This is a genomic window from Pseudomonas sp. PAMC 25886, assembly GCF_000242655.1.
GTDB lineage: Bacteria > Pseudomonadota > Gammaproteobacteria > Pseudomonadales > Pseudomonadaceae > Aquipseudomonas.
Genome location: NZ_AHHC01000090.1, coordinates 48,323 through 66,126, shown reverse-complemented (window position 1 = coordinate 66,126; position 17,804 = coordinate 48,323). Strand labels below are relative to the sequence as shown.

The following is a 17,804-nucleotide window of genomic DNA, read 5'->3' as shown; positions in this document are numbered from 1 at the left end:
GTCGTGCTGGCACCTCAACACTGAGTTCATGGAGTGTCATATGTTTATCTTGTCTGCCCTGGCGGCTTTTAAAGGCGCGGTCCTGGGGACGCTGTTGGGCAATCTATTTCCTGCCAGCAATAAAGAAGCTGATACGGCACGACCGCAGAAGCCGGGTCATGGACGGCCCGGCTTTAATCACGGTCATCCCTCCCGGCCAACCATGGGACCTGTCCTGCCTCCCCAGCCCAAGCCTTATCAGCAGGCCTCGGTGATTGAGGGGCATCAGCCTTACAGGCCTTTGTCCGCACTCTTTACGTTCAATCGATAACCGCTGATGCAGCGGGGGCCGGGGGGAACCATCCGGACGGCCTTGCCACTCAGAGGGAGCTTTTGACGATGAATATTGAGGAGTGCATATGTTTATACCGATACTGGCGTTGCCGTTTCAACTGATGGGGGCGGTATTTGGAATGGGGCAGGGATTTGGCCAGTTCAATGGCAATCGCCAGCCCGACATCCACATCAATATCAGTAACGAAAACAGCAACGCCAATGCCAACAGCAACAGCAATACCAATGTGAGCAGTTTGCCTCGCAAGATCTGGTACTAAAAAAAACGCCCTGAATGGTTCAGGGCGTTTTTTGTTGCGGGGTACGGTCTACAAGGCCCCGAAGACCTTCTTGGCCAAGCTGGTGGCCGCCGCCGCCGGGTTCTTGCGAATGGTTTCTTCCTGCTGGGCGATCATCTTGAACAACCCGTCCAGTGCCTGCTCGGTCACGTAGCTTTCGACATTGGCGCTCTTGGCATCAATGGCGCCAAAGCTGGCGGCCTTGCCCGCGAGCGCATTGTACTGCTGGGCCACGCCGACCTTGTCGGTAGCGGCCTTGACGATCGGCAGGAACTTGGCCCGGATTTCGTCACGGCTGCTTTTGTTCAGGTACTGGGTGGCCGAGTCCTGGCCGCCGGTGAGGATGCCCTTGGCGTCGGTCACGCTCATGTTCTTCACCGCATTGACCAGGATCGGCTGGGCCTGGGTCACGGCAGACTCGGCCGCCTTGTTCATGCTGGCTTCAAGCTGGTTGACCTGGTCACCCATGCCGAACATTTTCAGCTTGTCGGCGACTTTGCCCAATTTGCCCGGCAGGCCGATCTTCACTTCGGGGTTGTTGCTGAACCCACCGGGCACCCCCAGTTGTTTGACGGCAATCTGCGCGCCTTGGGTCAGTGCGTCCTTGAGGCCGCCGGTGGCGTCGCCCTGGGACAGGCTGCCAAGGGACAAGGCCATGGCGTTGGCGCCGAGCAGCAGGCCGGCGCACAGGGCAGTGAGGCGAAGGGAGTTACGGAGCATGGGCGCTTCCTTATGTTCGATTTTTTAATCAGTGTGCAACCGCATCGACCCGCAGGCGCAGCGGCTGTGGATCCTGGCCGTTCAACCGCACAGCGTGCCGTTCGGTGGTAATAAACAGTAGCTTGCCATCCAGTTCGATGCGAGCGCTCACCGAGTAACTGTGGCCGGGTTTGACCTGGGCCGGGTCATAGCTCAAATGAAACGGCAGCGGCACCTGGCCTTTCACCGGGCCTTTCTGCTCGGCCAGGGTCACGGCCGGTGCGTCCATCAAGGACACGTCTTGCAGGGTCACGCTCAAGGTGGCGGCGGGCGGCAGGGCGATGCGTTGCAGGTAGAACACTTCGCCATCGAGGCTGGCTTTGGGCGCGGGGCTCATGGTCTGGCAGGCTCCCAGCAGGGCGGTCAGGCCCAGGAGGATGATTTTTTTCATGGTGCAGCTCCTTGTCAACGGCGCCAGAAACACCCTGGCGCCTTGGTCACTCTAGTGTGTTTCTTCGGGTGCGACGGGCTTGTCTGCCACCTCTTCACTGCGATGCAGGGCCACCTGGCGAATCGACAGGCGAATCTCCGCCGGCAACACGCGCTTGGCCGCGCCTTCGGCCAACTCACCCAGCAGGGGGTGATAGCTCAGCTTGCCGGCCTCGTCGCGGCGCAGCACATCTTGCTCCAGCAGGGTCTGGATAAAATGTCGGAAAAGGCTCTTGTCGAAGAACTCCGGCGCATTCAGGCCGTGCAGGATCGACAGGCGCTGGGCCATGACGGTGCACAGGTCTTCCAGCTCTTCGGCGCTGATGCTGTTCTGGCCGCTGTTGAGCAGCAGCGAGATCGCCATGTAGAAGCGTTGCAGGGTCTGGGCGATGCTCTTGGACAGCAGCGTCAACAGCACAAAGTGCCGTGAGCTCGGGGCCGGGCGCAGGTACACCTCGTTTTCAAATCGCAGCAGACCTTGTTCGACGAAGGCTTCCAGCCACTGGTCGACCACCGCGTCCAGCTCGTCCAGGGACCAGCGGATAAACAGCTCCGATTGCAGGTACGGGTAGAGCGCGCGGGTGTAGCGCAGGATCTGTTCGCGGCTCATCCGCGAGCTGCTCTGGAAGAAACTCGCCAGCAGCGCCGGCAGGGCAAAGATGTGCAGCACGTTGTTGCGGTAGTAGGTCATCAGGACGGCGTTCTGCTCGTCCAGATAAAGGATTTTGCCCAGCGCGTCACTCTGTTCCGACAGCAGGTCCATGTCCTTGACGTGCTTGATCAGCGCCAGGCCGTCACCTTCGGGCAAGGTGGTGTGGGGCGAGTAGGGCACCTTGCGCAGCAAGGCAAGGTACAGATCAAGCTGGCGCGCCATCGCTTGCTCGTCCAAAGCCAGGCGCGTGGTGGACAGCAGCGCCAGGGCCACCAGGTTCACCGGGTTGATCGCTGCGGCTTCGTTCAGGTGTTGCGCCACGCGCTCGCCGAGGCGGTTGGTGGTTTCGTTGAGCCAGGCCGGTTTGTAGTTCGGGCCCAGTTCCTGGGAACGCCAGTCCGGTTGCTCGCTGTCGAGGAATTCAGCCAGCTTGATCGGTTCGCCGAAGTTCACCGCCACCTGGCCAAAGCGCTGCTTGAGGGCGCCGACCACTTTGAAAATATCGAAAATCGACTCCTTCTTCTTGCTCGCGCCGCGCAGTTCGCCGAGGTAAGTGCGGCCTTCCAGCACGCGCTCATAGCCGATGTACACCGGCACAAACACGATGGGCATGCGCGAGGAGCGCAGGAAGCTGCGCAGGGTGATCGCCAGCATCCCGGTCTTCGGTTGCAGCATGCGCCCGGTGCGCGAACGGCCGCCTTCGACGAAGTACTCCACCGGGAAACCCTTGGTGAACAGGGTGTGCAGGTATTCGTTGAACACCGAGGTGTACAGCGGGTTGCCCTTGAAGGTGCGGCGCATGAAAAATGCCCCGCCACGGCGCAGCAGGCTGCCGATCACCGGCATGTTCAGGTTGATCCCGGCGGCGATGTGCGGCGGGGTCAGGCCGTTCTTGAACAGCAGGTAGGACAGCAGCAGGTAGTCGATGTGGCTGCGATGGCACGGCACATAGATCACTTCGTAACCCTGGGCGACCTTTTGCACACCTTCGATGTTGTTGACCTTGATGCCGTCGTAAATCTTGTTCCAGAACCAGCTCAGCACCACTTCCAGGAAGCGGATGGCGGTGTAGGTGTAGTCCGAGGCGATCTCGTTGCCATAGCGCAGGGCCTGGGCCTTGGCTTTTTCGGGGGTGATTTTCTCGCGTTCGGCTTCATCGAGAATCGCCTGGCGCACCAGCGGCATGTTGACCAGGCCTTTCACCAGGTTGCGCCGGTGGGACAGATCGGGGCCGATCACTGCGGTTTTCAGGTTGCGAAAGTGCACCCGCAGGATACGTTGGGCCATGCGCACGGTGCGTTCGTGGCCTTTATTGTGCTCGATCAATTCACGCAGGTTGATGGGCGCGGAGAATTGCACCCGGGTCTTGCGGCCCAGGATCAGGATGCTCAGCAGCCGGCGCAGGCGGCCGGTCACGGCCCAACTGTCGGCGAACAACAGTTTCCACGGGCTGGATTCGCTGTCGGGCGATTGGCCCCAGAACACGCTGACTGGAATGATCTGTGCATTCTCTTCGGCGTGTTCGGTGAGTACGTCCACCAGGCGGGTCAGGGTGGGCGGTGCGCCACGCTTGTCCTGGCGGCCGAGCCAGTCTGGGTCGGGCGTCAGGTAGAAGAAGGCCGCAGGCTCCATCAACGGGCCAACCGATACTGGCAGCACCGGGCGCGGCAGGCCGGCCTTGGTACATTCGGTATCAACCACTGCCAATTCGGTGAGGGATGGGGATTGCAGGACGTAAAACACCGGACGACTGCGGTCGAGGTTCAGGGTAAGGGACGACTGGTTGATCGTCTCTGAGCGGACCCAGAGGTACAACAGCCGGCGCAAGGTGCCAAATACCAGACGGCGAAACGGAGAGCGGGTCATACGGCTTCTGCTTTGAGTGGGAAAAACCGAGCAGATGCTCGGGCCGCTAGTGTGCCGTATTCACCGAAAATCGGCAAAAAAGCGGCGAAGTAATCTTGAGTTGAAGCTTTTTGAGCCTGTCTTATACTCGGCAGTTCAACTGCGACGACTCAACAATAAACGTACTTATAAAAAGCATGTGGGAGCAAAACAGATGGCAACGCGCGAAACCGGCAATGTGAAGTGGTTCAATGACGCCAAGGGCTACGGCTTTATCCAGCGGGAAGATGGCAAGGACGTGTTTGTGCACTACCGCGCCATTCGCGGTGAAGGGCATCGTTCATTGGCTGAAGGCCAGCAGGTGGAATACGCCGTGGTGACAGGCGAGAAGGGCTTGCAGGCTGAGGATGTGGTTGGGCTGTAACCCGGCAGGCACAACACACCTTTAAATGTGGGAACCCGGTCGAATGTGGGAGCCGGGCTTGCCCGCGATAGCATCGCCGCGGTTTGGCTGAATGACCGAGGTGGGTCCATCGCAGGCAAGCCAGCTCCCACATTTGATTGGGTTTGCACAGTGAGGCCTTGTCAGCCTGGCTTTATGCCGTTTTCCAGGTGATCTGCTCTTCACCGTCTTCGCTGATACGAATCCAGGTATCCGCGCTTTCTTCACCTTCTTCCTCAACCCAGCTACCGGGCGCGCAACGCACTTCGACGTTCAGCGCGGCAAAGGCCGCACGGGCGCAGGCGATGTCGTCTTCCCACGGGGTCTGGTCGCTTTCCAGGTACAGGCTGTTCCATTTGCCTACGGCTTTCGGCAACCAGGTGACCGGCACGCTGCCGGCGGTGCACTTGTAGGTCTGGCCGCGCTGGACCCAGTCGGTGCACGGGCCCAGGGCGGCGCCCAGCCAGGCGGCGATGGCCTTGTGGTCGACGTCGGCGTCCTTGAGGTAAATCTCGATATCAGGTTGGCGCATGGATGTTCCTCATTGCGGGATTTTGAAAATCCATTCGCGGATTCGGCGCAGGCCCCAAGAGGCCCACAAAATAATGGGTTATTGAAGCACGAAATAGTCGTAGCGCATCGACACAGTGACCAGCAGCGGTTCGGCGGCTTCGATCACCTGGGCCCGGCGCTCGGCACTGGCGCGCCAGCCGTGAGGCGTCATGGCCAGCAGGTTGGCGCGATCCTTGGGGTCGGCCAGGCTGAGCGTGAATTCCAGGGTTTCGCTGTGTTGCAGGCTCATGCCGTCCGGCACCAGTGCCAGGTGTTTGTCGTCGGTGTACTCGCGCACTTCGTCGTACAGGCGCTCGCGCAGTTCCATCAGGTGGCCGCTGGTGGGACCAACCTTCATCAAGCCGCCGCCCGGGCTGAGCAGGCGCTTGGCCTCCAGCCAGTCCAGCGGGCTGAAGACGCTGGCGAGGAACTGGCAGCTGGCATCGGCCAATGGCACCCGGGCCATGCTGGCGATCAACCAGGTCACCGTGGGGTTGCGCTTGCAGGCGCGCTTGACCGCTTCCTTGGAAATATCCAGGGCATAACCATCGGCGCGCAGCAGGGTATCGGCGATTTGCGCGGTGTAGTAACCCTCGCCACAACCGATGTCCAGCCAGCGCTGGGGTTTGCGCTCAGCGGCCAGTTCGGCCAGGCGCCTGGCCACCGGGGCGTAATGCCCGGCGTTGAGGAAGTCGCGGCGCGCTTCAACCATCGCCAGGTTATCGCCCGGGTCGCGGCTGTTCTTGTGCTGCACCGGCAACAGGTTCAGGTAACCCTGGCGCGCGCGGTCGAAACGATGCCCGACCGGGCAGGCCACGCCGTTGTCCACGTCGTGGAGCGGTGCACTGCAAATGGGGCAAGCAAGCATCAGGCGAGCAACTTGATCAGGGTCTGGTAGTAGATTTCGGTCAACACATCGAGGTCGCTGGCGAGGATGCGCTCGTTGACCTGATGGATCGTCGCGTTGACCGGGCCCAGCTCTACAACCTGAGTGCCGAGGGTCGCAATGAAGCGCCCGTCGGAGGTGCCGCCGCTGGTGGACGCCTTGGTCTCGCGGCCGGTGATAGCCTTGATGCTGGCGGAAACGGCATCCAGCAACGCGCCCGGTTCGGTGAGGAACGGCAGGCCCGACAGCGCCCACTCCACATGCCAGTCCAGGCCATGCTTGTCGAGAATCGCCGCAACCCGCTGTTGCAGGCCTTCCACGGTGGACTCGGTGGAGAAACGGAAGTTGAACACCGCCGTCAGGTCGCCCGGAATCACGTTGGTGGCGCCGGTGCCGGAGTTAAGGTTGGAGATCTGGAAGCTGGTGGGCGGGAAGAAGGTGTTGCCATCGTCCCAGTGCTCGGCGGCCAGTTCGGCCAGGGCCGGGGCGGCCAGGTGGATCGGGTTCTTTGCCAGGTGCGGGTAGGCCACGTGGCCTTGCACGCCGCGCACGGTCAGGGTGGCGCCGAGGGAGCCGCGACGGCCATTCTTGACCACATCGCCCACCAGGGTGGTGCTCGACGGTTCGCCGACGATGCACCAGTCCAGGCGCTCCTTGCGGGCCGCCAGGCGTTCGATCACGGCTTTGGTACCGTGGTGCGCCGGACCTTCTTCATCGCTGGTGATCAGGAAAGCCACCGAGCCCTTGTGGTCCGGGTAGTCGGTGACGAAGCGCTCGGAGGCGACCAGCATCGCCGCCAGGCTGCCTTTCATGTCTGCTGCGCCACGGCCGCAGAGCATGCCGTTTTCGTCGATCAACGCGTCGAACGGGTCGTTCTGCCAGGCCTTGACCGGGCCGGTCGGCACCACGTCGGTGTGGCCGGCGAAGCACAATACCGGGCCTTCGTGTTTGCCGTGGGTGGCCCAGAAGTTATCCACATCCTCGATGCGCATCGGCTCAAGCGCAAAACCGGCGTCGCCCAGGCGCTGCATCATCAGCTTCTGGCAATCGGCGTCGATCGGCGTCACCGACGGGCGACGGATCAGGTCGATAGCGAGTTGGAGGGTCGGCGAAAGGTCGGCGTGGGCCGTCATGTAAAAACTCCAGTGCAGGGCGCGCAAAATGGCCGTTATCTTATAGCAAAACGGCGGCCAGAGGCCGCCGTTTAGTGCATTGCGCGAGATTTTACGCCGTCGGGGCGGGCGCCGGCGCAGGTGCTGCCGGCTTCGGCAGCGATGACAGGAACGCCATGATCAGCGCCGCCACATACGGCAGCGACTGCACCAGCAACATCACCACCCAGAAGCGCATGTCATTGCTCGGCAGGCCCTGCACCAGGTAAATCCCCAGTGCGGCGCCCCACAACAGCAGCATGATGAACATCTCTTCCCGGGCTTCGGAAATCGCGACCCAGAAGCCGTGGTTATCAGCGTTCTTCGGTGTACGAAAGAACGGAATGCTGGTGGTGAAGAAGCCGTACAGCACCGCCTTGGCGATGGTGTGGGACAACGCCAACCCGGCCAGCGCCGCGCAGAACGCATCTTTCAGGTTCACACCCACCGCACGACGGTAGAGGAAGATGATCTTGCCCACCTTGAACACGAACAACGCCAGGGGCGGGATCGCGAAAATCAGCAGCGGCGGGTCAACCCGCGTCGGCACGATAATCATCGCCGCGGACCACAACAGGGCGCCCACGGTGAAGAAGATGTTCATGCCGTCGGCCACCCACGGCAACCAGCCCGCGAGGAAGTGGTAGCGCTGGCCACGGGTCAGCTCGGTGTCCTTGCCGCGCAACAGGCTTGCGGTGTGACGCTTGATGATCTGAATCGCCCCATAGGCCCAGCGGAAACGCTGTTTCTTGAAGTCGATAAAGGTATCGGGCATCAGGCCCTTGCCGTAGCTGTCGTGGTAGTACGCCGCCGACAGGCCTTTTTCGAAGACCCGCAGGCCTAGTTCGGCGTCTTCGCAGATGCACCAGTCGGCCCAGCCCAGTTCTTCCAGGACCGAGCGACGGGTCATGGTCATGGTGCCGTGCTGGATGATCGCGTCACGGTCGTTGCGGGTGACCATGCCGATATGGAAGAAGCCTTTGTATTCCGCGTAGCAGAGCTTCTTGAAGGTGCTTTCGTTCTGATCGCGATAATCCTGTGGCGACTGCACCACGGCAATTTTCGGGTCGGCGAAGTGCGGCACCATGTGCTTGAGCCAGTTCGGCGATACGCAGTAATCGGAGTCGATCACGGCGATGACTTCGGCATCCTTGGCGGTATGCGGGATCAGGTAGTTCAGCGCACCGCCCTTGAAACCGGCCAGGGGCGAGACGTGGAAGAACTTGAAGCGCGGGCCCAGGGTTTCGCAGTAGTCGCGCACGGGCTCCCACACGGCCGGGTCCTTGGTGTTGTTGTCGATGATCAGGACTTCGTAGTCCGGATAGTCGAGGGCCGCCAGGGCGTCGAGGGTCTGTTTGACCATCTCCGGCGGCTCGTTGTAGCACGGCACATGGATCGAGACTTTCGGGCGGTAGTCCGAATCCCCTTCGACCGGCAGGAATTCACGCCGGCGTTTGTGGGTCCAGACCGCTTCGGCCAGTTCGTGGGCCTCGGTCAGCAACACGATAAACACGCCCAGGGCGCCGAGGGCCAGGAGGATGCCCACGGTAACGCTGAACCAGGTGCTGTATTGCTGGCTGTAGTCGTAACCAATCCACACCAGCACCGAACCGCACAGGAACGCGATGAAGGTCAGGAAGGTCCGGCCACGCTGGCGCAGGGCCGAGCCGTCGATCATCAGCAAGGTCAGGGACAGCAGTGCCAGCACCACCGAACCGATGGCCAGCACCCGCCATTGCGGAATCGCCACCACCGGCCCTTCAAAGTTGAATTTCTGCTGGCGTGCGGCGTTGAACACGCCCCAGTAGGCGCCGGCCGAGCCTTCATCGCTGACCTTCCACGGCTGATCGAAGGCCTCGATCACGAAGTAGTTGTAGCCCTGGCGATTGAGCTTGTTCACCAGTGTGCGCAGGTAAATCGCCTGGTCGGCCGGGGACGTTTCATTGCCACCGCGCATGCGACCGTTACTCGGCCAGCCAACCTCCGACAGCAGCAGCGGCTTTTTCGGGAACAGTTTCTTCAGGTCCCGGGCGCGGTCGAGTACGTACTGGCCAGCCTTGTCCATCGGAATAAATTCCCAGAACGGCAGGATGTGCGCGGCGATCAGGTCGACGTGCTTGGCCAGTTGCGGGTTCTTTTCCCAGATGTGCCATTGCTCCGAAGTCGTCACCGGCACTTTCACGGCAGCGCGCACCCGGTCCAGCAGCACGATCAGGGCTTCCGGGGTGATTTCCTCACGGAACAGCGCTTCGTTACCCACCACTACCCGCACGACGCTGCGGGAGCTGTTGGCGATTTCGATGGCACGCTGGATCTCGCGCTCGTTGCGCTCCAGGTCCGGGCTGATCCAGATCCCCAGCGTCACCCGCAGGCCGAACTCTTCCGCCAGCTTGGGGATATCCCCCAGGGTGCCGTCGACCGAGTAGGTGCGGATGTTGTCCGTCAGCTTGCTCATGATCGCAAGGTCCTGACGCATTTGATCGTCAGTCGGATACTGGTCTTTCTGCGGGAACTGGCCTTGTTGGAACGGCGAGTAGGAAAAACCGGAGATCTGTTCAGGCCAGTTAGGGGCAGTGACCGGGCGGTTGATCAGCGCCCAGAAGCCGGTGAACAGCGCGGCAATTGCCAGCACCACCACCAGGTTGAGTCCAAATTTACGCGATGACATGGCTATTTCGGGTTCCAAAAGGTGTGGAACGAAAAGAGGTGTCGGCCTGCGCCGAACGGCGCGCATCCTACACCGGCCTTTCACTGACCGTACAGCAAGCCGAGAAAAACCGGACATTGGGCAGCGAAAGTTGACCTAAGTTCTTTACTTGTAGCTGGATGCGTCGAACTTGTCGCGGCAACGCCCTATAATGCGCGCCGGTTTTTGGGGTAATGGTCATGAGTACAGAAGATCCACGGTTTGCCGGCGTCGCCCGCTTGTATGGCATTGAAGGCCTGGAGCGCCTGAAGGCGGCCCATGTGGCCATCGTCGGCGTGGGCGGTGTGGGCTCGTGGGCGGCGGAAGCCATCGCCCGCTGCGGCGTGGGCGAGATTTCGCTGTTTGACCTGGACGACGTTTGCGTCAGCAACAGCAACCGCCAGTTGCACGCACTGGACAGCACCGTGGGCAAGCCCAAGGTCGAGGTCATGGCCGAGCGCCTGAAGGGCATCAACCCCGACTGCACCGTGCATGCGGTGGCGGATTTCGTCACCCGCGAGACCATGGCCGAGTACATCACGCCCAACATCGATTGCGTGATCGACTGCATCGACAGCGTGAACGCCAAGGCGGCGCTGATTGCCTGGTGCAAGCGGCGAAAGATCCAGATCATCACCACTGGCGGTGCGGGCGGGCAGATCGACCCGACGCTGATTCAGGTGTGTGACTTGAACCGTACGTTCAATGACCCGCTGGCGTCGAAAGTGCGCTCCACGTTGCGCCGCGACTACGGCTTCTCCCGCACCGTGACCCGCCATTACAGCGTGCCCTGCGTGTTCTCCACTGAACAGCTGCGGTATCCGAAGCCGGACGGCAGCATCTGTTTGCAGAAGAGTTTTGTCGGGGATGGCGTGAAGCTGGACTGCGCCGGCGGGTTTGGCGCGGTGATGATGGTCACCGCGACCTTCGGTATGGTGGCGGCGACCAAAGCGGTGGACAAGATTGTGGCCGGCGTGCGCCGGCCTGCTGACAGAGTTCAGGCAACACCGATCTCTGCACCCTGAAAAGATCAAAATGTGGGAGCGGGCTTGCTCCCACATTTAGTTTTGTGTGAGGCTCAACGCCCGCATGCGCTGAAGCACGGCATTCAACCCATTGCTGCGCGACGGTGATAGCTGCCGCGACAAGCCCAGTTGGTCAAACCAGCCGGGCAAGTCGACGGCGTGCAGTTCGGCGGCCGACAAGCCGTTAACCCGCGCCAGCAACAGTGCCACCAGCCCGCGAATCAGCCGTGCGTCGCTGCTCGCAGCAAACTGCCAGTGGCCGTCCTGCAAGTGCCCCACCAGCCAGACCAGGCCTTCACAGCCCTGCACCAGGTTGGCGTCGACCTTGTCTTCATCCGGCAACGCGGGAAGACGCTCGCCCCATTGCATGAGCAGGCGGGCGCGTTGCTCCCAACTCCCGACCACCTGAAACGCCTGCAGCGCCACAACGGCCTCCGCCGGCAAGCTCATCGCAACATATCCAGGGCCTGATCCAGCGCTTCAAAAAAACGCTCCAGGTCATCGGAGTCGTTATACAGCGCCAGCGACACCCGAATCGCCCCGGAGAGCCCCATCTGCTTGAGCAGCGGCATCGCACAATGATGGCCGGCGCGTACGGCAATCCCTTGTTCAGTCAGCAAGTGGGCGAGGTCGGCGTTGTGCACGCCGTCCACCACAAAGCTGGCCAGGGCCACCTGTGGCAAACCCAGCAGCCGTATGCCCTTGCGTGCTTGCAAGCCACGCAACAGGTAGTCGTGCAGGGCGGCTTCGTGGGCCATCACCGCGTGCGGGTCGAGGGAACTCAGGTAATCCAGGGTCGCACCCAGGCCGATCACGCTGGCGATTGGCGGCGTCCCGGCTTCGAAGCCGAGGGGGGCGGGGCGGAAGCTGGCGCTTTGATAGTCAGCCAGTTGCACCATCTCGCCACCAAACTGCCAGTGGCGCAGGTGATGCAGGGCCTCAGTGCGGCCATACAGCACGCCAACGCCATCCGGCCCGTAGAGTTTATGGCTGGAAAACACGTAGAAGTCGCAGCCCAGTGCCTGCAGGTCATGGCGACCATGGACGATGCCCTGGGCGCCGTCCACCACCGTCAGTGCGCCGTGGGCCTTGGCCAGCGCCAACAACTGCGGCAACGGCTGCCAGGCGCCGAGCACGTTGGACAGTTGGCTCACCGCCAGCAGCCGGGTACGCGGGCCGATCAATTCGGCGGCAGCTTGCAGGTCGATCAAGCCGTCTTCGTTAAGTGGCAAAACCACCAGTTCCAGCCCGCGACGCTTGGCCAGTTGCTGCCACGGCAGCAGGTTGGCGTGGTGCTCCAGGGCGCTGATGACAAGCTCGTCGCCCGGGTTGAATAAGTGCTCAAGGCCATAGGCCAGGAGGTTCAGCGCTGAAGTCGCGCCATGGGTGAAGATGATTTGCCCGTCGTCGCCGACGTTCAGCCACTGTGCCACCTTGTTGCGGCTGTCCTCGAAGGCCTGGGTCGCGTGGGCGCCCGGCAAGTGCTGGGCACGGTGCACATTGGCTGCGCCATTGGTGTAGTAATGGCTGATGGCGTCCAGCAGGGCTTGAGGTTTTTGCGTGGTGGCGGCGTTGTCCAGATAGGTCTGGTCTTGCCGTTGCAGGGTGGCGATGGCCGGAAAATCGGCGCGCCAGGGAGAGGGCACAAGCATGGTGATCAAGGCTCGTATAAACGACCCGCACCGGGAAGGTACGGGCCGTCAGTGGCATCGAGTCGCTGCTTAGTTGTGAGCGTGCAGCGCTGCGTTCAGTTCGATGGCCGATTTGTGGGTTTTGCATTCCACGGCACCGGTCTCGGAGTTGCGGCGGAACAGCAGGTCCGGTTGGCCGGCCAGCTCACGGGCCTTGACCACTTTAACCAGTTGGTTGGCCTCGTCCAGCAGCGCCACCTTGGTACCGGCGGTCACGTACAGGCCCGACTCAACGGTGTTGCGGTCGCCCAACGGGATGCCGATACCGGCGTTGGCGCCGATCAGGCAGCCTTCGCCGACCTTGATCACGATGTTGCCACCGCCCGACAGGGTGCCCATGGTGGAGCAACCGCCGCCCAGGTCCGAACCCTTGCCGACGAACACGCCAGCCGACACGCGGCCTTCGATCATGCCCGGGCCTTCGGTACCGGCGTTGAAGTTGACGAAACCTTCGTGCATCACGGTGGTGCCTTCGCCCACGTAGGCGCCCAGGCGGATACGTGCGGCATCAGCGATACGCACGCCACTCGGCACCACGTAGTCGGTCATTTTCGGGAACTTGTCCACCGAGAACACTTCCAGCAACTCGCCACGCAGGCGGGCTTCCAGTTGGCGCTCGGCCAGTTCGGCGATGTCGATCGCGCCCTGGCTGGTCCAGGCCACGTTCGGCAGCTGCGGGAACACACCGGCCAGGCTCAGGCCGTGCGGCTTGACCAGGCGATGGGACAGCAGGTGCAGCTTGAGGTACGCCTCAGGGGTGGAGGTCAGCGCGGCGTCTTCGGCCAGCAGCGTGGCGACCAGCGGGGTGTGGCTTTCAGCCAGGCGGCTCAACAGGGCGGCTTGGGCGGCGTCAACACCTTTGAGCGCGTCAGCCAGTTGCAGGGCCTGGGTGACGGTGAACGTAATGGCCTGGTTGCCTTCGGTGTAACCGAGGATCGGTGCGATGGCCGCGATGATTTCAGCCGAAGGGTTGAGCAGCGGTTGTGCGTAAAATACTTCCAGCCAAGCACCTTGGCGGTTCTGAGTGCCTACGCCGAAGCCCAGGCTGAACAGGGAATTGGACATGCTGTTACCTCTACAAAAATGGAGTGGGCTGGCCTACTTGAGGGCCGCCGAATAACTATCTGGCTTGAAGCCAATCAGGGTTTTGTCACCGAGATCAAGCACGGGGCGCTTGATCATCGAGGGTTGCGCGAGCATCAATTCAATGGCTTTCGCTTGGTCGAGATCGGCTTTGCGTTCGTCTTCGAGTTTGCGAAAGGTGGTGCCCGCACGGTTCAAAACCACCTGCCAACCGTGCTCGTTGCACCATTGGGTCAAGTGTTCGCGGTCGATACCGGCCGTCTTGTAGTCATGAAACTCATAGCTGACAGCGTGTTCATCGAGCCAGGTGCGCGCCTTTTTCATGGTGTCGCAGGCTTTGATGCCGAAAAGGTGCAACGTTTTGCTTGAAGCGGTCAAGGAATTGCCCCCCTTTGGGCTGACGGAGATGAAAGGCCACGGATTATGCCATGGCCAGCGGCTTTCGGCGCCGCTCGTCACAACTGCGTGTTGCTGCGTGCGACTTTTGTGCAAAGGCCATCGCGCAGCATAGGCGGCTAATATGGCACTTCAACGGCGAGTTGTTGCCTGATGTGTGTTGTTGCAAGTTGATTGTCTGGGAATCCCGCGTTATGCAAACCGCTTACACCGTACTTATCCTGCTGATGCTGGTCAGCGTTTCGCGTCTGGTCGGGCGTGTTATCCCACTGCCGTTACCCCTGGTGCAAATCGCCGCCGGGGCCTTGTTGGCCTGGCCGACCCTGGGGCTGCATGTGGCCCTGGACCCTGAGTTGTTTCTTTTCCTGTTCCTGCCGCCCCTGCTGTTCTCCGATGGCTGGCGCATGCCCAAGCGTGAACTGTGGCGCCTGCGCGGGCCGATCCTGACGCTGGCGGTGGGGCTGGTGCTGTTTACGGTGGTGGGCGCCGGTTACTTCATTCATTGGCTGTTGCCGAGTATTCCGTTGCCGGTGGCCTTCGCCCTGGCGGCCGTCTTGTCGCCGACAGATGCCGTGGCGGTGTCAGCCATTTCCCAGAACCGCTTGCCCACGCCGTTGATGCACATGCTTCAGGGCGAGGCGTTGATGAATGACGCATCGGGCCTGGTGACGTTCAAATTCGCCCTGGCGGCGGCACTGACCGGGGTGTTTTCCCTGGCTGATGCCAGCCTGACCTTTGTGCTCGTCGCCGTCGGTGGCCTGGCTATTGGTGTGGCCTTGAGCTGGCTGGTGGGCCGGCTCCGGTCCTGGATGATCGCCCGGGGCTGGGACGACCCGGCGACGCACGTGGTGTTCATGTTGCTGCTGCCGTTTGCCGCCTACGTGCTGGCGGAGCGCCTTGGCGCGTCGGGCATCTTGTCGGCGGTGGCCGCAGGGATGATGCAAAGTTGGCTCGACCTGCTGCCGCGCCAGACCAGCACCCGGCTGCTCAATCGCAGTGTGTGGTCGCTGCTGGAATTTGCGTTTAACGGGTTGATCTTCCTGCTGCTGGGCCTGCAACTGCCGGACATCATCAAGGCCGTGGTCAGCCACGAACCGACGCTGTGGCCGACGTTGCTGTACCGCTGCCTGGACGTGATCGCGATTTTCCTGGTGTTGGTGGTGTTGCGGTTTATCTGGGTGCAAAGCATCTGGCGCCTGTCGGGATTGCTCCGGCGCCTGCGTGGGAAAAGTGAACTGACACTGGTACCGACGGCCCGTTCCTGCTGGCTGTTGACCGTGGGTGGCGTGCGAGGTGCGGTGACGTTGGCGGGTGTGATGTCGGTGCCGTTGCTGTTGGCGCCGGGCCAGGATTTTCCTCAGCGTGACCTGCTGATCTTCATCGCCGCCGGAGTGATCCTGCTGTCGCTGGTCGCCGCCTGCATCGCCTTGCCGTTGCTGCTGCGGGGCATTGAAAAGAGTCCGGACGACAAGCGCCGCAGCGAGGTGCGTGACGCCTGGAAGAAAACCGCTGAAGCGGCGATTCATGCCCTGGAGGCCGAAGAACCTGCGGAAGCGGCACCCCAGGATGCCGCCCAAGCGGCGTTGGCCACTGAGCTCAAGGCGCGGTTGATGTCGGAGTATCGTCATCAGTTGGAAGTGTTCAACGACTCTGCGGAAGCCCAGGCGTTGGCGTTTCAGATGGATCAACTGGAGCGCAAGTTGCGACTGAAGGCGTTAAGAGCACAGCGTTTGGAGTTGTATAGCCTGAGCCGTCATCACCAGATAGGTGATGACGTGTTAAGGGAAGTGCTGGCTGATTTGGACATGAGTGAGGCGAATTTGGGGCATATGAAATGACCCGGTAAACAAGGGCTGGTGATGCTCGATATCGTCGCTAACCTTTGTGCTCAAGATGATGTATCAGGTGGGGTGGATGGGTGGGTTCTGTAATGGATGTGGGTAGTTTGGTGCTGGCGATTTTTTGTCGAGTGGTGGATAGAGGGAGCTGACAAACTCTATATCTTTTGCGGAGATAGTATTGGGGATAAAGTCAACCGCTCTGCCGGCTTCGTATTTGTATTTATAATGCATGATAGAGTCTTTGTCGTAGGGGGAGAATGTGTGGTTGGCATCGCGTTTTATAGCGTCTTCTCTTCCTAGGTTGGGGTCTTCAAGTTTTCTGTCTGGATGCGCATGTTCATGTTCCAAGCCTAATACATGTCCCCATTCGTGCATTATTGTATCTTCCGTATTCTCCTCGGAACCTCGAGTGCCGATTGTGACGTGAGCTTTATCGTGTGGGTGTAGTTTTGCCTCGGTGCCTATCCATGAATAACCACCCGACATTGCAGGATCTACTTCGATTCTTATATCGGCGTTTTTCGGATCATCAATGAATTCGAACGTGAGGTTTACATGAGGTGCCCACTTATTTATATTTTTTTCGATGAGGGCTTTATCTTTTTCATTGACGTCAACAAACCCGATTTTAATGGTTGAGCCTTGTGGCCAGAGATATCGATCGTTGGCGGCTCCTCTGGTTTTTCTGGCGCTGGCTGAAGTACTCGAGGTTTGATCGTCGTTTGGTTGTATTGAGTAGTTAGAAGCTGCGTATGAGGAGGATGTGTAACTGTTGAGGGGGGTCGCCATTGGTAATGTCCTTCACTTTCCTGATTGTTGAATTTTTAGTTATTGAAGAAACACAAAATTATTGATTTTGCCTGTAGTGATCTTTGTCAGTCCTTCCTGATGAGCAGTTTTTTTGCTGCGTGACGGTTAGTTATATCTATTCAGTGATAGGAGGGTAGAGCGTGCGCATGAAAGCTTTATCGCCCTCTGATATTTGATTGTTTTCAGAGCGAGAACTGCCGTCGGCTTTTGTCGAAAAAACGTAATGCATGACGGAAGACCTATCGTATTTTGATGTCGTAACATCTGTACGTGGATAAGTCGGAAAGCCCAGTAGGTAGTCGGAGTCCGGCAGTTGCCTGTCGGGATGTTGATGCTCATGCTTTAGGCCTAATGCATGTCCGAACTCATGTATTATCGCGCCTTCCAGTTCTTCCTTGTCGCCTTGCAATCCAATTGCCATTGTGGGTTTGTCGATAGGTATGGATTTTGCTGATGTCCCTACGTTTGACCAGCCGCCAAGAGTTTCAGGTTCTGTTGCTATGCGTATATCGCCTTCCTTTGTATTTACAAATTCAAATTTCAGGTTGGTGTAAGGTGCCCACTTGTTGATGTTGTCCTTCATTAACTGTTCCTGGTCATTCGTCATGCCCAGCAGGGATATTGTGATGGTCGAACCCTGTGGCCAGAGTAACTTGGGATCTGCCACGCCTCGTTCGTTTCTGGCAACAGGAGGCGGGTTTGCATTCGAGTAATCTTCGACGGGGTCCAGATTGTTTGGAGATGGGTATGAAGTATTAAATGCTGAGGGGTAGTGGGGGGCAAGCGTCGTCATGTTTTTAATCTCGAAAGGATAGTTTCATTTTCTATTGGTCAATGGTTTCAATTTTCTTGTACTCACTGCCTAGCGCCCTATATTGGAATTTATTGTGGGAATAGTTCCGCTGAACGTGTAAGCGAATATATTTTTCGAGTGGAAAGACGGCG

General features: G+C 60.1%; 18 protein-coding genes. 5 read left to right on the top strand and 13 right to left on the bottom strand.

Features of this window, described 5'->3' with window-relative positions:
• Window positions 1-40 precede the first annotated feature (40 nt).
• Entirely contained in the window at window positions 41-310 is a 270-nt protein-coding gene (locus MUM_RS1000000134425) for a hypothetical protein (protein WP_141629573.1), read from the top strand.
• An 88-nt stretch (window positions 311-398) separates the two neighbouring features.
• A complete protein-coding gene (locus tag MUM_RS0130485; protein WP_010176774.1) occupies window positions 399-593 on the top strand; it encodes a hypothetical protein in 195 nt (64 codons plus the stop codon).
• 48 nt (window positions 594-641) lie between these two features.
• Here the strand turns inward: MUM_RS0130485 and MUM_RS0130480 are convergent, their stop codons facing one another.
• Genes MUM_RS0130480 through plsB form a run of 3 tightly spaced genes read right to left on the bottom strand, consistent with a single transcriptional unit; the run spans window position 642 to window position 4,317 of the window.
• On the bottom strand, window positions 642-1,331 hold the full coding sequence (locus MUM_RS0130480) for a DUF4197 domain-containing protein (RefSeq protein ID WP_010176773.1): 690 nt from the start codon (window positions 1,329-1,331) through the stop codon (window positions 642-644).
• Between the two features lie 28 nt (window positions 1,332-1,359).
• Entirely contained in the window at window positions 1,360-1,761 is a 402-nt protein-coding gene (locus MUM_RS0130475; protein WP_010176772.1) for a YbaY family lipoprotein, read from the bottom strand.
• 51 nt (window positions 1,762-1,812) lie between these two features.
• Window positions 1,813-4,317 carry a glycerol-3-phosphate 1-O-acyltransferase PlsB gene (gene plsB, locus MUM_RS0130470; protein ID WP_010176771.1) on the bottom strand — a complete coding sequence of 835 codons (2,505 nt, stop codon included), beginning with the start codon at window positions 4,315-4,317 and terminating at the stop codon, window positions 1,813-1,815.
• A gap of 193 nt (window positions 4,318-4,510) precedes the next feature.
• Here plsB and MUM_RS0130465 point away from each other — a divergent pair, with 193 nt between their 5' ends.
• Window positions 4,511-4,720: a cold-shock protein gene (locus MUM_RS0130465; RefSeq protein ID WP_003219353.1), complete on the top strand. Its 210-nt coding sequence runs from the start codon at window positions 4,511-4,513 to the stop codon at window positions 4,718-4,720.
• Between the two features lie 172 nt (window positions 4,721-4,892).
• Here the strand turns inward: MUM_RS0130465 and MUM_RS0130460 are convergent, their stop codons facing one another.
• The 4 genes from MUM_RS0130460 to MUM_RS0130445 form a co-directional block, all read right to left on the bottom strand.
• A complete protein-coding gene (locus MUM_RS0130460) occupies window positions 4,893-5,270 on the bottom strand; it encodes a hypothetical protein (protein WP_010176770.1) in 378 nt (125 codons plus the stop codon).
• Between the two features lie 78 nt (window positions 5,271-5,348).
• Window positions 5,349-6,158, bottom strand: a complete 810-nt coding sequence (locus tag MUM_RS0130455) for a putative RNA methyltransferase (protein WP_010176769.1) — start codon at window positions 6,156-6,158, stop codon at window positions 5,349-5,351.
• Window positions 6,158-7,309, bottom strand: a complete 1,152-nt coding sequence (gene dapE, locus MUM_RS0130450; RefSeq protein WP_010176768.1) for a succinyl-diaminopimelate desuccinylase — start codon at window positions 7,307-7,309, stop codon at window positions 6,158-6,160. The genes MUM_RS0130455 and dapE overlap by 1 nt, the downstream gene beginning before the upstream one ends.
• Window positions 7,310-7,400: 91 nt before the next feature.
• The gene (locus MUM_RS0130445) at window positions 7,401-9,995 is read right to left on the bottom strand and encodes a glycosyltransferase (protein ID WP_010176767.1); all 2,595 of its coding nucleotides are present in this window, start codon (window positions 9,993-9,995) and stop codon (window positions 7,401-7,403) included.
• Window positions 9,996-10,213: 218 nt separating this feature from the next.
• On the opposite strand from MUM_RS0130445, the gene tcdA reads away from it, so the two are divergent.
• Window positions 10,214-11,038, top strand: coding sequence for a tRNA cyclic N6-threonylcarbamoyladenosine(37) synthase TcdA (gene tcdA, locus MUM_RS0130440; RefSeq protein ID WP_010176766.1), 825 nt, complete (start codon window positions 10,214-10,216; stop codon window positions 11,036-11,038).
• Window positions 11,039-11,074: 36 nt separating this feature from the next.
• Here tcdA and MUM_RS0130435 read toward each other — a convergent pair whose 3' ends face one another.
• The 4 genes from MUM_RS0130435 to MUM_RS0130420 all read right to left on the bottom strand — a co-directional run bounded on the left by MUM_RS0130435 (window position 11,075) and on the right by MUM_RS0130420 (window position 14,190).
• Window positions 11,075-11,488: a SufE family protein gene (locus MUM_RS0130435; RefSeq protein ID WP_010176765.1), complete on the bottom strand. Its 414-nt coding sequence runs from the start codon at window positions 11,486-11,488 to the stop codon at window positions 11,075-11,077.
• The gene (locus MUM_RS0130430) at window positions 11,485-12,690 is read right to left on the bottom strand and encodes an aminotransferase class V-fold PLP-dependent enzyme (protein ID WP_010176764.1); all 1,206 of its coding nucleotides are present in this window, start codon (window positions 12,688-12,690) and stop codon (window positions 11,485-11,487) included. The genes MUM_RS0130435 and MUM_RS0130430 overlap by 4 nt, the downstream gene beginning before the upstream one ends.
• 69 nt (window positions 12,691-12,759) lie before the next feature.
• Window positions 12,760-13,794, bottom strand: a complete 1,035-nt coding sequence (gene dapD / locus MUM_RS0130425; RefSeq protein ID WP_010176763.1) for a 2,3,4,5-tetrahydropyridine-2,6-dicarboxylate N-succinyltransferase — start codon at window positions 13,792-13,794, stop codon at window positions 12,760-12,762.
• A gap of 33 nt (window positions 13,795-13,827) precedes the next feature.
• Complete coding sequence (locus MUM_RS0130420) at window positions 13,828-14,190, bottom strand: ArsC family reductase (RefSeq protein ID WP_010176762.1); 363 nt, start codon at window positions 14,188-14,190, stop codon at window positions 13,828-13,830.
• A 212-nt stretch (window positions 14,191-14,402) separates the two neighbouring features.
• Between MUM_RS0130420 and MUM_RS0130415 the strand changes: the two genes are divergently transcribed.
• Complete coding sequence (locus MUM_RS0130415; RefSeq protein WP_010176761.1) at window positions 14,403-16,046, top strand: Na+/H+ antiporter; 1,644 nt, start codon at window positions 14,403-14,405, stop codon at window positions 16,044-16,046.
• Between the two features lie 63 nt (window positions 16,047-16,109).
• Here MUM_RS0130415 and MUM_RS1000000133730 read toward each other — a convergent pair whose 3' ends face one another.
• Together MUM_RS1000000133730 and MUM_RS0130410 are read right to left on the bottom strand one after the other, a co-directional pair.
• The gene (locus MUM_RS1000000133730) at window positions 16,110-16,838 is read right to left on the bottom strand and encodes a M12 family metallopeptidase (protein WP_081480151.1); all 729 of its coding nucleotides are present in this window, start codon (window positions 16,836-16,838) and stop codon (window positions 16,110-16,112) included.
• 136 nt (window positions 16,839-16,974) lie between these two features.
• Complete coding sequence (locus MUM_RS0130410) at window positions 16,975-17,652, bottom strand: M12 family metallopeptidase (RefSeq protein ID WP_081480150.1); 678 nt, start codon at window positions 17,650-17,652, stop codon at window positions 16,975-16,977.
• Between the last annotated feature and the right edge of the window lie 152 nt (window positions 17,653-17,804).